General features: G+C 44.5%; 8 protein-coding genes. 6 read left to right on the top strand and 2 right to left on the bottom strand.

The annotated features are described in order from the left end of the window. The first annotated feature begins 6 nt into the window (after window positions 1-6). Window positions 7-6,528: an endo-1,4-beta-xylanase gene (locus AB4Z50_RS06880; protein ID WP_441877271.1), complete on the top strand. Its 6,522-nt coding sequence runs from the start codon at window positions 7-9 to the stop codon at window positions 6,526-6,528. A gap of 481 nt (window positions 6,529-7,009) precedes the next feature. Here AB4Z50_RS06880 and AB4Z50_RS06875 read toward each other — a convergent pair whose 3' ends face one another. Further along, window positions 7,010-7,528 (bottom strand): hypothetical protein, encoded by a 519-nt coding sequence (locus AB4Z50_RS06875; RefSeq protein WP_441877268.1) that lies wholly within the window; start codon window positions 7,526-7,528, stop codon window positions 7,010-7,012. A 234-nt stretch (window positions 7,529-7,762) separates the two neighbouring features. On the opposite strand from AB4Z50_RS06875, the gene AB4Z50_RS06870 reads away from it, so the two are divergent. The 3 genes from AB4Z50_RS06870 to AB4Z50_RS06860 all read left to right on the top strand — a co-directional run bounded on the left by AB4Z50_RS06870 (window position 7,763) and on the right by AB4Z50_RS06860 (window position 11,895). Beyond that, a complete protein-coding gene (locus AB4Z50_RS06870) occupies window positions 7,763-8,761 on the top strand; it encodes a glycoside hydrolase family 53 protein (RefSeq protein WP_441877585.1) in 999 nt (332 codons plus the stop codon). 329 nt (window positions 8,762-9,090) lie between these two features. Further along, window positions 9,091-10,176, top strand: a complete 1,086-nt coding sequence (gene rsgA / locus AB4Z50_RS06865) for a ribosome small subunit-dependent GTPase A (RefSeq protein WP_441877265.1) — start codon at window positions 9,091-9,093, stop codon at window positions 10,174-10,176. A 264-nt stretch (window positions 10,177-10,440) separates the two neighbouring features. Further along, entirely contained in the window at window positions 10,441-11,895 is a 1,455-nt protein-coding gene (locus AB4Z50_RS06860; RefSeq protein WP_441877582.1) for a DHA2 family efflux MFS transporter permease subunit, read from the top strand. A gap of 106 nt (window positions 11,896-12,001) precedes the next feature. Here the strand turns inward: AB4Z50_RS06860 and AB4Z50_RS06855 are convergent, their stop codons facing one another. Beyond that, window positions 12,002-12,910: a DMT family transporter gene (locus AB4Z50_RS06855; RefSeq protein WP_441877262.1), complete on the bottom strand. Its 909-nt coding sequence runs from the start codon at window positions 12,908-12,910 to the stop codon at window positions 12,002-12,004. A gap of 151 nt (window positions 12,911-13,061) precedes the next feature. Here AB4Z50_RS06855 and AB4Z50_RS06850 point away from each other — a divergent pair, with 151 nt between their 5' ends. After that, complete coding sequence (locus tag AB4Z50_RS06850) at window positions 13,062-14,474, top strand: aminotransferase-like domain-containing protein (protein WP_441877259.1); 1,413 nt, start codon at window positions 13,062-13,064, stop codon at window positions 14,472-14,474. Between the two features lie 89 nt (window positions 14,475-14,563). After that, on the top strand, window positions 14,564-16,882 hold the full coding sequence (locus tag AB4Z50_RS06845; protein ID WP_441877256.1) for a glycoside hydrolase: 2,319 nt from the start codon (window positions 14,564-14,566) through the stop codon (window positions 16,880-16,882). Window position 16,883: the final 1 nt, after the last annotated feature.

The raw sequence follows: 16,883 nt of genomic DNA, 5'->3' as shown, positions 1-16,883 counted from the left end.
TAAAGCATGAGATATTGTAAGCGCTTTATTTCATTGTTTCTAGTTGTAATTATGTCACTTACCTTAGTTGATATGAATTTAGTGTTTGCTGATGAGAATATGCCTAATAATAATGAAATCATAAAAATTAACTACACCGCAGCGGCGAATGGCGAGGAGAATCGTACGACATCAAATGTAATTACACTGGTCTTTGAAGAACCAGTACGGGAATTAGTGGAGAGCGACATTACCATCTCAGATGGTACCGCTAGTGTAACCAAAGGAACGTTGACTGTGGTGGACGAGTCTAACGGCACTCAATATAATCTCGGAATTAGCGGGGTTACTAATGAAGGCACCGTCAATCTTAAGATTACCAAGGACGGTGTGGACGACTTGGAAAAGAGTGTTGATATCCATAGAAACCCGATCACCTTTAACGTGGTAAATGTTGGCGGCACAGCGTTTGTGAGGAACAGCACCGCCATAAGACTGACCTTCAATGCAGCTGTATCAAATCTTTCGGCAGATGATATCATTCTCAGCGCTGGCACCCCCGCCGCAGTATCTAACTACGCTTCCTCATTAGCGGAGAAGGGATCTTTGACGAAAGTAAGCGAAAATGTATACGAACTTGCACTCAGCAGCATTACTAGAATGGGTACGCTCGGTGTCCAGATCGATAAAATTGGGATAGAAGCCGATCAGAAGAATGTGATTATTAACGCAAAGGTCGATAAGACGGCTTTACAACCTACACCGCCCCGCGATATTTTCCCACAGGATATTACCTCTTTGCCCAAGTCACCGGGACTTAACGATCTATTTAAGTTTCTAGATCCCACTAGCGGCACAACGGGCCGAGTTGAAACCGACGAAGATTGGTTCGAACGCAGGCAAGAACTCAAAGACCTGATTCAGTACTACTATTATGGCAGAAAGTACCCGACGACTAAGAGCGCCATCACAGTGAATGCCCAGACTAACCAAATCAATGTCACTATAAAAGACAACGACAGAACCGTGACTGCGAGTCTTGGCAATGTCACCGTACCTACGGGCACAGCGCCTGAGGGAGGCTGGCCAGTTATCATCGCCTTTGGTTTCGGCCAGTCAGCCATGGCGATCCAAAACGGCTACGCTGTAATTAGTGTCTCTAACTGGGGAGCTAGCAGAAACGGAGACTACTATAAGCTATACCCATTTAACCCCTACGAGTATGATTTCAATACGGGTTCGATAATGACGGCGGCATGGACTGTCTCCCGCATCATTGACGCAATGGAGATTAGCGCCGAAGCTAACGACGGTAAAAATCAATGGAATATCAACCCATATAAGTCGATTACAACAGGCGTTTCTATAAACGGTAAATATGCTCTGATGTCGGCAGCCATGGACGAACGTGTCGGTGCGGCAGCGCCTGTAGATAGCGGACAGTCTGGTGTATCCAGCTTCCGTTACACCGCTGAAGGCAAATTATTTAACTATAACGTACCGTTCGACCGGATTTATCGCAGGAACCAGAAAGGACTCAATAGCATCCAGTACTCTGGCGAATCATTCTGGATGGGTCTTGGAACAGCGGCTGGATTCCACCAACAGACGGATATGGATTATATGCCGTTCGATTCACATGCCGTTGAGGCACTGATGGCACCGAGACCACTCATCGCATTTGTCGCAGATAATAACTTTGATTGGACGACCCCACCTTCCTCTGTTATGGCGATGAGTGCGGCTAAAGAAGTCTATGAGTTTCTAGACAGTGACAATATTGCTGTACGTGTGCGCGACGGTGCTCACGCCATCCAGGATAGAGACGTGCCGTTCATGATTGCTATTATGGACAAGGCATTCAGTAATAAGCCGCTGGAAGTTAAGGATCTCTACCCAAAAAGCGACCCGCCAAGCTATGGAATAGGGACTTACGACAAAATCTCTGACATGACGATTTCTCCATACGATGTCGACAGCTCCTACATCCGTTGGTCTCGCCCAGGCAAGTACACGCTGTGGACCGAAAATGAGATTGTCACCGAAGGCATTCCTGCGATAATCAAGGTTCACTCTGACGATGCGAAGGTTAAACTAACGATACTTGACGGAAATAACAAGCCGACGAAGGACACGTGGACAGCCGATGTTGTCAACGGCACAGCTGTGTTTAATTTAACGGATGAGCAAGTTAAGATCGGGCGTTATGAAATTACGACCGTTGGTACTGCTAAGGACAGCAAGACTGTATACTTCCAAGGCATCGACTTAGCAACAGGACTGCGCCACGGCACCGCTACAAATGATAATGGTGCGGCTGTAATGTATGGCTTTACCAGCAAAATCAATAAGGATCTGGTAGAAGTCTACGCCGATGGCAACAAGCTGACACAATCTTTGCAGGAGGATACTGAACAGGCTTGGATTATCAATTACGGCGTAACGACGAACCCTAATGAGAATAACCGCATACTAAATAATGCTTTTAATGTCATCACACTGAAAAAGTTGCAGATGGAGGCTATGCCAGGCAGCACGTTTGAGATCTCGATCGACAAATCTAAGCTGGCGAACAATCAGGAAACGGTCAGCTGGAACGCATCAGCAACAGTTCAGAAGACAGGTCCTCAACCGAACTGGCCGCCGTATCCGAACAGCCTGAAGGACGACGGAAACCGTCCTTTACTCACGGCGACAACGACTGACTTTCATGCTGAAATTGCTTTCAGTTTGAATGACATGGTGGATCTGACTGCCAGCGATACGCTCGAGATTACATTTGATGAGCCTATGAACAAAGGCGATTTTGGCATCGGCTTTGATTTCTCAGACGACTTTACGCTTAAGTGGGCTGAGGATAACAAATCAGTTGAAGTGACATTCAACAGTATTACAAAAAACAAAGGTGAAGTTTGCAACATATACATCATGCGTCTGAGAGATGCCGCTGGCAATATGATTGCGGCTCCTATACAACATTCATTCACCCTCATGCCAAATTCGGATGTCATTTACTATGAGGGTTTTGAAAGCGGCAACACGCTTCAACAAAACGGTGATGCGACAGTTAGTCGGACACAGGAATACGCTGCCGCAGGTACTAGCAGTCTGAGCGTAGCTCCGACTGCTGCGAACAACTACAGCGGGGTTTCTCTCCGCAATACCTTGCCTACGATGCCGATGTTGCCAGGCGGCAAGTATAAGCTGACAGCCAAAGCGCTTAGTGCGAAGGACGCCGCATTGGGCGTACGTGTAGAAACCAAAGATAGCGGAAACAACGATACTTACGGCACCGTTGGGAAAACCAAGGTAAATCTGGCAGCTGGTCAGTGGGCGGATGTAGCGTTGGAATTCACTGTACCTGCAGACCATAAGTCTGTTAGCGCTATTGTATTTCACAACGACGCACAAATGACAGATTTCACTTTCTATTTAGATGAGGTAAAGCTGCAACTCATAAGCCCGCCTGCGCCAGTGGAGGAGCCAGAGACCAAGGAGTTGTTGCGTTTCGACTTCGACAATAAAGCGGAGCAAGGAAGCCTCTTTACGTCAGCTGCATCCTCAAAGATTGAGTGGATCAATGAAACTGGTGCTGGGAAGAGCGACGATAGCGCTTTTAAGGTTACACATGTACCTGATACAAGCTATACCAGCGCAGACAACGCTGTTCGGCTGACTCTTGCTGAGCCGCTTCCTGCAGGAGGAGTTTATAATATCTCTGCATGGTTCTATGCCCCAGCTGTCGGTAACGAAGGCAAAGGTATGCTTACTGGCCCTGGTCTGGTACTTAATCAGGATTACGCCAATAGCGCAAACAAACTTCCAAGTAATCCAGGCAATCTGCCGATCGGTCAATGGAAAGAGGTAAACGTTCAAACGCCGTTAATGGAGAGAACGTTGGAATCAATCGATTTCCGTTTAGTTACTAACGATGTAGCTACACATGCTGATGTGTGGTACATTGACCAGATTGTGATCAGCCAAGTTGGCGATCTGAAGGAGATTCCTAAGTGGGATCTGACATTAACTTCAATCGCAGATACTTATAAGGATTATTTCCTAATCGGTAACGTTATGAGTCCTAATCAGACGACTGATGCTGAGAACACGGCCATGTATAAGCATCATTACAACGTCATGACGCCTGAGAATGATATGAAGCCGCAGTATTTAAGCTCTGCTAATGGCGTGTACAACTACGGTAATGCCGACATTCTAGTGAACTGGGCTCAGGCGAACAATATCAAGGTTCATGGTCATACGCTCGTCTGGCATTCCCAGTCGGCTCCTTGGCTGACTACGGGCGAAGGTAACAAACCACTTACTCGTTCAGAAGCCAAGGCGAACATGGAACAGTATATCAACAATGTTGCTGGACACTACAAGGACAAAGTTGTATCTTGGGATGTCGTGAACGAGGCCTTTAACGGCGGATCGGGCATTCCTACGGACTGGAAAACGGTTCTGCGTAAGGATTCCCCTTGGTACATGGCTTATGAGAACGGCGCTGATAAGAGCAAGGGAGAAAGCGGCGCCGACTATATCTACGATGCGTTTGTGTTCGCGCGTTTGGCTGATCCGGGAGCTACTCTGTATTACAACGACTATAACGAGAATGAGGCATGGAAACGGGAAGGTATGGCGCTGATGGCTGAAGACCTTAACGAGAAGTGGAAAACGGACGATCGCAATAAAGAGCCCGGACGTTTGCTAGTGGAAGGCATCGGCATGCAGGCGCATTACTGGATCCAGAGCTTGAATACAGACACCGTAGAAGCAAGTATTGCTCGTTTTGTTCAAGCAGGCGTGAAGGTTAGCATCACCGAGCTGGATATCCCATCAACGGGCACGCTCACGAAGGAAGAGGAGACTTTACAGGCTGAGCTATATGCGAAGCTATTCGTTATTTTCAAGAAGTATGCGAGCAGCATCGAACGCGTTACCTTCTGGGGCAAGGCGGATTCCCAGAGCTGGCGTGCTTCGGGAAGCCCTCTGCTCTTTGATAAGGGGTTGGTAGCCAAGCCGGCATACTATGCGGTTATCAATCCAGAAGGTTATCTGAACCTTGATCCAAGCCCTGCTGCACCGACTGATGTCTCTGCGAAAGCGAAGAGCAGCAGCGAGATTGAGGTCAGTTGGACAGCTTCGGAGAACGCAACGGGATACAACGTTTATCGTTCCGCTTCTGTTGATGGCAGTTACAGCAAAGTCAACACGCAGCTGATTACTGAAAGCAAGTTCCAAAATAGTGACTTGTCGGCATCAACTACTTATTACTACAAGGTTGCAGCTGTCAATGATGCTGGAGAATCCGTACTATCCGTAGTAACGCAAGCAACGACGAATAGCAATAGCACTAACCCGGATACTACGCCAACATCACCGACGGATCAAACTCCTGTTAAACCTGGTGAAGTGAAGGCAGAAGTGGATTCGAGCGGTAACGCTAAAGCTCTAGTCAAAGCCGATGATGTGAAGAAGGCGTTGCCTGAAGCGAAGGATGGAACGATGAAGTTAGTCGTTCTTGGTGTYGAGAATGCCGAACTGATTACAGTATCCATACCAGTTGAACAAGTGAATGAAGCCAAAGAAGCAGGCATTAAACGTATTGAGATTTCTTTCGGGCTCGTATCTGTACAGTTGCCTGTATCTTTATTCGAAGGTACCGCAGGCAAAACCAGTATTGAATTAAGTGTTGCCAAGGTGGATAACAGTACGCTGCCAGAAGCAGCACGCACTTTAGTAGGTTCGAATACAGTTTATGACTTCAACTTAAGTGTTGACGGTCAGAAAATTACTGATTTCGGTCAAGGCAAGCAGGTGAAGGTTGAAATACCTTACACGCTGAAGCCTGGAGAGAGCCCGGATCAAATCGTGATCTACTACTTGTCGGATGATGGCAAACTTGAAATCATCAAGAATGGCCGTTATAGCAAGGATACTGGCATGGTGGAATTTAATGCGAAGCATTTTAGCAAATATGCTGCCATCGCTAGTCCAGTTAAATTCAGCGATTCGAAAGCAATCGCATGGGCAAGTGACAGTATAGATGGATTGGCTGCACGCGGAATCGTAAATGGTGTGACGAAGGATTCGTTCGCGCCAGGCCGTTCAGTTACACGAGCTGAATTCATCCAAATGTTAATGCTAACGCTTGACCTGAAACAACCGAACGCAACAAGTACATTCTCAGATGTTAAGCAAGGTGCGTGGTATTACGACTCGGTCGCTACGGCTCAGCAGCTCGGTATCGTGTCCGGTCTGACTGATGGTTCTTTCGGTATTAACAACAAGATTACTCGTCAAGAGATGGCTGCAATGGCATACCGAGCGATTCAGAAAGCAGGAATCACGATGAATGATGAGAAAGCGGCAGCATCCTTCAATGACGAACCGGCTATTGCAAGCTACGCTAAAGAAGCGGTGGCAGCTATGCATAAAGCTGGCATCATCAATGGCGTCGGCAATGACAAGTTTGATCCAAAAGGAACGGCTACTCGCGCCCAAGCGGCAGTCATTCTTTATCAATTGTTAATGATGTCTGCGTAATATCTAATTAGTACTGAAACAAGTAGAGCGCCCTGTAGAATATATGGTCTGCAGGGCGCTCTACTTGAATTGAAAAGTAAATATCTTAAGAGTTGAATCGCTCTGAGGACATCATATGGTGCATAAAAAGGTTGAGATGTACTCAGTTTGTGATGAAGTGACTGTTACAAATCATATATAAAGCAAAATGGAGCTGTTCCAAAAGTAGATCTATCTACAATTGGAGCAGCTCCTATTTTTTTGATGTTGCTTAGACAGAAAGATGTCCTCCCCTTATCAAACCTATAGCTTACGAACCCAGCAGATCTTATTTGTACCATTTATAATGAATTACAATTGTAACGAACCCCAGAATCGTTATTTCGAGCAAAGTAGCTCATGAAACCCTGTAACTCGTGATATAACGTTAATTAGATTCGTTAAATTAAAAACAAATCAGTTTTCAACATAATAAGCATTATACAGTTCGTTAGAGAAATGATCATGGAAGGTTATGCGCACTATTGATTTTTGAAAGTATAGTTAAACGTAATGTTTCAAAATTAATATTTTGAAAATTGGACATTACGATACTTACTGAATAGTCCCTGCCCAAAATTCGGTTTGTAATTTCCCAAAATGAACGACTTCCTCGCTCGCTAGCCCAGATTCCAAGTTTATTGACTCCACTTTCGGAAAAGCACTCTACTCTGTATATATCGTTCATTAGGATAACTTTGCGACCGAATAACCATTTGTATTCGAGAGATTCATTGGTGATTTTTAAATAAGGTTTGTTAAATAAAGTCATAGCAAGCCATATGTATCCGAAAAAAATGGCGAACGCTAGAAACAAAATGTTTACTATGGTTTTTTCTTGACCATCTCCGGGTATCATGATGAAGCTAATAAACAAGACTATTATAAAGCTATATAGAATGTGGAGCGACCACTTCATTTTAGATTCTTGGTGCAGAGGTAAGGAATATAGGCCATTTTTCTTCAATAATGAATCCTCCACATGACTTTCCTCCCGCTTCCGTTATTAAGATTAGTCTAATCATTTTTGTAATTGACTTCAATAACATAACGGATGTTGCAATTGTATCCTGTTTGCCAAAGCTTGGCAGCCTCTATAATAAGAACACAACATTGAAAGCGCATACATTTAATTTCGATGCTTCAACATTCAGGTGAAGGAGGAGAATGTATGAAACGAAGGTTTTACAGTTTGACGCTTGTTGTCGCCTTGTTAATGACTATTTTTGGGGTGAATGGGGGATCTGTGCCGCACGTCAGCGCAGCACCTGCATTTGCCAAAGGTGCGGACATTAGCTGGGTAGACGCTATGGAGGCGCAAGGGTATACGTGGAAGGACAAAAACGGTGTAACTAGGGACATTATTCAAATTTTGAAGCAGGATTACCAAATCAACTCCGTACGTATTCGAGTATTCGTCAATCCTTCTTCGAACTATGGCAATGGGTATATGAATAAAGATCGCGCTGCAACCTTGGCGAAGCGGGCGAAGGATGCTGGGATGAGCGTCATGCTTACATTGCACTACAGCGATTCGTGGGCGGACCCCGGAAAACAGACTAAGCCCGCTGCTTGGGCGAGCTATTCGTTCCAGCAGCTGATGGATGCTGTTTGGAATCATACGCGTGAGGTAATGACAGCTATGCAAAGCAAAGGTGTCACGCCTGATTGGGTGCAAATCGGCAACGAAACGAACGATGGCATGCTCTGGAATGACGGGAAAGCTTCCTTAAACATGCAAAACTACGCTTGGCTGATCAACACTGGCAACAATGCGGTCAAGTCCATTAGTTCAGCTACAAAAACGATTGTCCACTTGTCCAACGGTTATGACAACAGTTTATTTGTCTGGAATATCGGCGGACTGATCGCGAGCGGAGCGACCTTCGATATTATCGGGATGTCACTTTATCCTACCAGTGCTGATTGGTCGACTAAGGTTACGCAAACGGTCAGCAACTCCAACAATATGATATCGCGTTATGGCAAGCCGGTTATGATTACCGAAATTGGTATGGATTATAACCAGCCTGCCGCTGCCAAAAGCTTTGTCGCTGATATAAAGACAAAAATACGTAATATTGCAGGTGGAAAAGGGCTTGGCGTGTTTTATTGGGAACCGGAAGCGACCCCTGGTTATAACGGAGGTTATAATAAGGGAGCTTGGCAGGCGGACGGCAAACCAACAATTGCGCTTGACGGCTTTTTGAATTAATGAGTACGACCTATCTCTCGTTCATTAGAACTGGCGATAGGTCTTTTTTCTATAGCTATAGAAGGAGAGAAAGAAACCTTATGTTTTCGTTATTTCGCAATGTTTCGTTTTCATGCTACAATAATGGAGAAATTTAGTTGCAAGCTAGCTAAGCTGGCTTGAGGGGAGAGATGAAAATGGAGAAATTAACTATTATTGAAGGTGCGGCAGTCGGGGTCACAGGAATCCTCCTTTCAAGCGAACAATAATTTCGTTTCCCAAATGAGGATTCAACTGTGACTGGTTTTGGCGTTAGCCATATGAATAACCAATTACAGGGGGAATCCGCAGTGAATCAACAAACAACGAATACGGTATTACAATCATTAGGTTGGAATGAGTATTTTTCTAATCATTTTGCCGCTTATGCCAAACAAGGGTATAGTGCTGGGCGAATTATATTGGAGCATAAAAACATGTACCGTCTATTGAGTGAGCATGGCGAGCTCATGGGCGAAGTAACGGGTAAACTGCGTTTTGAAGCAACAGGTCGAGAGGATTTTCCAGCAGTCGGTGACTGGGTAGTTATAAAACCGAGGCTGGAGGAACAGAAAGCTTCGATTCATGCGCTGCTGCCACGAAAGAGCAAATTTTCCCGTAAAGTGGCTGGAGACACGGTAGAAGAGCAGATTGTAGCCGCTAACGTTGATACTGTTTTTTTAGTGAATGCCTTAAATAATGACTTTAATATACGCAGGATGGAACGTTACTTGATCCTTGCATGGGAAAGCGGCGCTGCGCCGGTCATCGTGCTAAGCAAAGCAGATTTATGCGACGATTTGGATGCACGCATCGCAGAGGTAGAGTCCATTGCGATTGCTGTCCCTATTCATGTAGTCAGTGCTTCGCAAGGAGAAGGGCTAGATCAGCTCGCACCATATTTGAGTATAGGCAACACGATTGCGCTGATAGGTTCTTCGGGCGTAGGTAAGTCTACACTGATTAACAAATTGAGCGGTGTTGATCTGCAACGAGTGAATGATGTGCGTGGCGGGGATGATCGCGGTCGTCATACGACGACGCATCGCGAGCTTGTTCAATTACCGAGTGGAGCACTGATGATTGATACACCTGGTATGAGGGAGCTTCAGCTCTGGGAGGCCGATGAAGGGTTCCGTGGTGCATTTGATGACGTAGATTCAATCGCAAATACTTGCCGATTCAATGACTGCAAGCATGAGCAAGAGCCAGGCTGTTCTGTCCGAAAGGCAATAGCTGATGGATCTTTGGAGCAGGCTCGTTTTGAAAGCTATCTCAAACTCCAACGTGAGTTGGCGTATCTAGCACGTAAGGAAGATGCGCGATTGGCAGCCTCTGAAAAAGCAAAATGGAAAAAGATTAGCACAGATATGAAACAAAGAAAAGTAAAAAGATAAGTCAGTCCCACAGAGCCTTTGAAAGATTAGGGCTCTTTTTTTATGCCTTCAGCATAGATGCTAACTTGAGGGATCAAGCTGTAAAGTTTTGAAATATTCAACGGAATTCATGAAGCAAAGAAGTTGAATGTTCATTTCGTTAGTGTCATAATTTAGGTTATTGACAATGAGGACAAATGTTCGGTATATTTTGTAAGTAATGCGGACAATTGTCCGAAAAGAGAAGAGAAAATTGGAGGAGGAGTATTCTTGAACGGCCCTACTATGGAGGTTAATTCTAACCTAGATTTGAGCAAAATCAAGAAAGGACCGATCGTTGCTGCACTCATTATTGGCGCATTTGTATCGATTCTGAATGAAACCTTGCTGAACATTGCTTTCCCAGAGCTCATGAGATATTTCAGCATCACGGAAACGACTGTACAATGGCTGGCTACAGCCTATATGCTCGTAGTCGGTATTCTTGTCCCTATAACAGCACTTTTGCAACAATGGTTTAGCACACGTCAAATGTTTCTCGGGGCAATGATTTTATTCCTTGCGGGTACGGTGATATGTGCGACAGCACCAATATTTGAGTTTCTGCTTGTCGGACGTGTTGTTCAAGCTTTGGGAACAGGATTAATGATACCTGTATTGATGAATACGATTCTTATCATTTTCCCTCCAGAGAAGAGGGGCGGCGCAATGGGATTGATCGGTCTGGTCATGATGTCCGCTCCGGCTATTGGGCCTACATTATCTGGTCTTATCGTTGACTCGCTTAACTGGAGATGGCTCTTCTATCTGGTCATTCCTTTGGCGGTCGTTTCTATCGTTTATGCAGCAATTTATTTGAAAAATGTAAGTGAATTGACGAAACCAAAGGTCGACATTATTTCCATCCTGCTCTCCTCCATCGGTTTTGGGGGCATCGTCTATGGCTTTAGCAGCGCAGGAGAAGGCTCGTGGTCAGATCCTAAAGTTGTCTGGTGCCTGATTGTAGGCGGAATCAGCTTGATTTCATTTGTATGGCGTCAACTTGCGGTGAAGGAACCGATGCTCGATATGCGTGTTTTCCGTTACCCCATGTTTTCGCTCGTTACGGTGCTAATGCTTGTACTTATGATGGCTATGTTCTCTACAATGATTATGCTTCCGCTATTTTTGCAAAATGTCATGATGCTTACTGCACTTAGCGCTGGTCTTGTTATGATGCCCGGCAGTATCTTGAATGGTATTATGGCACCGGTCTCCGGTATTTTGTTTGACAAATTTGGACCAAGGGTGCTCGTTATACCGGGTCTCATCTTGATGAGTGTATCCATTTGGCTGTTTTCTGGAATTGATGCAGCATGGACGAGCGGATATGTTGTATTCCTACATATCTTGATGATGATTGGTATCTCATTAGTGATGATGCCAGCGCAGACGACAGGGCTTAATCAGCTGCCGCGCAGATTGTACGCGCATGGTACGGCGGTTATGAGCACGCTGCAGCAAGTGGCAGGTGCGGTTGGTGTAGCCTTGTTCGTAAGCATTATGTCTTCCGGCATGAGAGATTATATGTCTACATCTCCGGATCCGACCAACCCTGCTGAAGGAATACCTGCAATGGTAGCTGGTCTTCACAGTGCGTTTATCGTCGGCGGAATTCTCTCTGTCCTCGCAATTCTTATCGGTCTCTTCATTCGCAAAACGAAGGCACCACAAGAGGATGAGCAGAAGCAGACTGCTTAATCAGATTTGTTCGAGTAACTTGGACAAAATACATCTTTTTAAAAATTAGAGGCAGCCAATAAGTTCAATGAACTTATTGGCTGCCTTTTTTWATCTTTTAAACACTCTACTCCTTCAATCTTCGCTTAACAATTAACTGTCTGAGTGCACCTGCATTTACAAGGACGGTTCCACCAATAATCGTAATGATACCAAGAAGTGTAATCCAAGAGATTGTCTCATCATAAAAGAGTACGCCGACTCCTACAGCAATCGGAGGAGAGATATAGAGCCATGTAGATGGGAAAACGGGATTCGTCTTTGCTACGAGCCAGTAGAATAAGGTATGCCCAACCATGGAACCAATCACAATCAGATAAATTAATGAGCCTGCCGTCTGAAATGATGCAAAGGATTCAAGGTGCACCTCTTCGGTGAACACAGATAAAATGAACATCATCGCTCCGCCAACCATCATTTGTGCCGCGTTCATGGCTATCGGTGAAACATCGGACATGCGGTTGATTACTTTTTTGGAATATAGCGCACCTGTTGCATAGCAGCATTCTCCTATGAGTATGGCTCCGCAGCCTACAATCCACAAGGGTGATACATCCACCGAAAGATTGGGCAAAACTAACAGCAGCACGCCGATGCAGCCAATAATGCAGCCGTATAGCGAGTGTTTGGGAGATTTTTGCCGAAGAATAGCCGTTTGCAGCAGCAAAATCATGATGGGTCCCGTAGCCGATAACACAGCCGCGAGTCCAGAAGATACATATTGCTCCGCCCAGTACAGCGTAGAGAAGGTGCCAAACGTCAGAGTCGCCCCAGTGAACAGCATCTCTTTGCGCAGCAGCAGGGAGAAGCTAGCCTTGCGTTTCCAAACCATCCAGAGAAACAGAATAGCGCCAGCCAGAAAAAAGCGAAGCCCTGCCGAGAAGAAAGGGGGAGCACCGGCGTCTACTCCGATTTTAATTGCCAGAAAGGTTGTGCCAAATATAAGACATACGAGCGCATAAGCCAAAAAAATCATGTTCATTTCCCCTTTAGATGTCGGATCGAGATTGTATTTTGTTAATCATATAGGGAGCAAGGCAGAACAGATTGTATGGAACAGAACAGAAGGATAAATATTTCGTGTACAATAATAGAAATAGGTAGCCGCGAAGAGGTGTTATGAACAGATGAAAAAAGAATCGGGAGCGCATCAAGCCCATCCGTTATTCCGGCAAGTGTATGATTATATCTTGAACCGTGTAGAGCGAGGGGAATGGAAAGCCCATCAAAAATTACCGTCGATACGATTGCTTGCTGAAGAGATCAATGTGCATCGGCTCACGGTATTTAAAGCCTATAGATTGCTGGCTGAGGACGGCAAAGTGTATGTAAAAGACAAATCGGGATATTACGTATCGGAGGACGATGACTTTTCTGAAGGGTTGGAAGAGAGCACCGTCGTTACCTCTTATGCGGTGAATAACTCGTTATCTGATATTCACCGAATTCCAGCTAAGTATCAGTTCTCTCAAGCGCTGATTGATCCTAATTTGCTGCCGAATTTGTTCTTATCGGACTATGTGAAAAAAGTATTTGATCTCTATCCTAAGGTTATGGGGACTTATGCCAGTGTTCAGGGGGATGAAGAGCTTCGCGAGTCGCTGAGCCAGCATTTCAGAGAGCATCATCGATTACAGCTGTCATCGGAGGAATTGTTAATCACATCAGGTGCTCAGCAGGCCATAAATTTGATTGCCCAGATTATGCTTGGACCGATGGATGCGGTGTTGATTGAGCGACCGACCTACGGCGTAGCGATGGATATTTTTCGCAGGCAAGGCGCGCGGCTTATTCCTGTTGCGATTACACCGGAAGGTTATGACTTGGCAGAAGTAGAAGCCTTGATGCGCAAGCATAAGCCGCGTATGTTCTATATGAATCCAACCCACCAAAATCCGACCGGTTATACTGTTCCAGCTTGGCAGCGCAAATTGCTGGTGGAATTGGCGGAGCGTTACCGCTGCCTTATCGTGGAGGATGATCCGTTTCGAGATATGTATTTTGTTGAGCCGCCCCCGCTTCCCTTATTCGCTTATGACACGGAGGGCTGGGTCATCTATATTAGCAGCTTCAGCAAATATATTGCGCCCGGTCTGCGGATTTGTGCTGCAGCCTGCCGCTATCCATTCATGGAGCAGTTAATCAAAGCGAAGGCGCTTGCGGATAACGGGACTCCGCAGCTTAATCAGAAAATATTTTTGCATTATTTCGCCTCACCGAGGCTGCAGCAGCATGTGGAAAAGCTTCGTATTGCGCTGCAGGTTCATAAAGAGATCATGGAAGAGGAGCTTGCCATAGCAGGCTGGGAATGGACGGCACCACAGGGCGGGCTTAATTTATGGGTTAAACTTCCAAGCAATATTTCAGGAGAAGCTCTTCTTAAAAAAAGCAGGGAGCAATCCATTTCCTTCGTTCCCGGAGAAATATTTGATCCGCTCGGCGAGCTGAAATCGTGGATCCGGCTCAGTTATTCTTTTGCGAGTGAGGCATTATTGAGGGAAGGAATGCAGCGCTTAACGGCTTTATCGCGGACTTTATGATTGGAAAAAAAATATTTAGTTGCTTGAACATATTTTTTGTAACATTGGCGTAACACCCCTGATGTAGTCTGATTCAGGAGGTGCGAGACATGAAAAAAATAATAGCCATCATCATGCTGGCTGCAATCACAGTAAGTGTTCTTGCGGGGTGCAAGGACGACAATAATACGCGTGGCGGAGAAGTAAATGCACAAATAGAAGATGTGGATTTTAGCTTTAACGTAGATCCAGAAACCTTCGCGCTTGAGGTCGAGTCGGGTGGAATGACTGAAAAAGCATCGGAACCACTGGACAAAATGACAGTTTCAAATGTAAAAAACAGCGGAGACCAAATTAGCTGGACCTATCCAGAGAAACAAATGGACGTTGAAATTGAAAAAAAAGCGAACTATGTAGATGTAACGATCAAATCCAGCAAGGCGGAGGAAAATAGCTTTGCATGGCCAATCGTAACGGGTGATGGGTATATGCTTCCATTAAACCAAGGAAAGTATATTCCAAGCGATGATCAGACGTGGAAAGAGTATTTGAGTGAACAAGAAATGAAAGTCATTGAGTCTTTCTCGATGCCATTTTTTGCAGCTGATAAAAGCGAATACTCGTTGATGTACATCATTAAAAATGCATATAACAATGAAATTGTTTTTAATACCGATAGCGACATCCAGTTTACTTTTCATCATGAATTTCCAGTGATTAATAAACAAAAGGAATACGGTTTTAGAATTTATGTAACGAAAAAAAATCCAACAGCTGTCGCAAAAAAATATAAAGATTATTTGATTGAACAGGGTGAATTCAAAAGCTTGGCGGATAAGGCTAAAGAAAATAGCAATATCGAAAAGCTTTACGGAGCACCGCATGCTTATTTTTGGGACAGAACGGTCATTTCAGAAGAAAATATACAATGGGCAAAGCTGAGGAGCAATCTTCCCGAAAAACTGAGATTATGGATTCAGGAGCTATTAAAAACTAAAGTGGAAGATGGAGCAGAGCTTTCATCCGCCTTTGACGATTTAAATCGTTTAGACTATGTAGACAAATACACGATAAACAGAATCGTAAAAAGTTTAAGTGCGGTCATGCAGCTAAAAGAATTTTATGATTCCAAAATATTTACTGACTTAGATGAAGAAACTCAGCGATTATTAAGCAGCGGTATAGAAAATTTGAACGCTGTTGAATTGATTGATCTGAATAAACGATTGTTAAAAAGCGTGCTTGGTGCTGCAGTGGATCTCATTGAGAAGTGGGCAGATGCCAATACGATTGATGTCATAAAGGATATGAAGCAGTCTGGGCTCGACAATATGTGGATTGGTTTGGATGATTGGCAGGAAGGGTTTATTAAACCTGCGTTTGTCAAAGAGGCAGAAAGTCTTGGTTATTTAATTGGCACCTATGACTCGTATCATTCAATCCATGAACCAGGAAAAGAGAAATGGACGACGGCTAAGTTTAAGGATACTTCCCTTTACGAGAATGCAACAGTAACCGATAAGAATGGGAAAAAAATTGTAGGGTTCCAAGGAGAAGGCAGAAAACTCAACCCAACGCTTGCCCTGCCTAGTGTAGAAGAAAGAGTAACATCGATTTTCAATACAGGTTTAGCTTTTAACTCATGGTTTCTAGATACGGATGGTACTGGAGAAATCTTCGATGACTATTCGCCAGAGCATATTACTACGGAAGAAGAAGATATTCAGGCTAGAATAAAGCGAATGGCGTATTTGCAAAAAGAATGGAAGCTGGTCGTTGGAACAGAGGGTGGCAACGATTTTGCTAACCAAACGGTTGCTTTTGCGCATGGAATAGAGACGCCATCATTCTCATGGATGGATAAGGATATGAGCACAAATAAAGAAAGCGAATATTATGTAGGAAGATATTATTCGAGCAACGGCGGAGTTCCTGAATTATTTGCTAAACAAATACCGTTAAAGGAAAAGTACAAGAAACTGTTTTTGGATTCTAGCTACACGATCCCATTGTATAAGTTAGTTTACAACAATTCCGTGATCACGACTTATTGGTGGGGCTGGGGAACTTTAAAAATAGAAGATGAAATTTCGAATCGAATGCTGTATGAAATTCTTTATAATGTGCCTCCGTTATATCATCTAGATAAACATGAGTGGGAAAAACATAAGGAAACCATAGTGAATCATTCTAAGGTATGGTCAAACTTTAGTAAAAAAGCGATAAAGGAAGAAATGACGGATTATAAAGTTCTAACAGAGGACAAACTCGTTCAGATGACGGAATATGGTAAAGCGTTGAAAGTAGTGGCTAACTTCTCGGAAGCTTCTTTTAACTTTCAAGGCGAGGTCATACCAGCGAAATCAGCGCTAATCCTTGATGGAAATGATAAAACGATCTACACACCGAAAGAGCCCACAAAGAAATAAA

It is taken from the genome of Paenibacillus sp. 2TAB26, from assembly GCF_052115145.1.
GTDB lineage: Bacteria > Bacillota > Bacilli > Paenibacillales > Paenibacillaceae > Pristimantibacillus.
The sequence above is the reverse complement of the archived record's forward strand: the minus strand, read 5'-3'. Positions and strand labels throughout refer to the sequence as shown.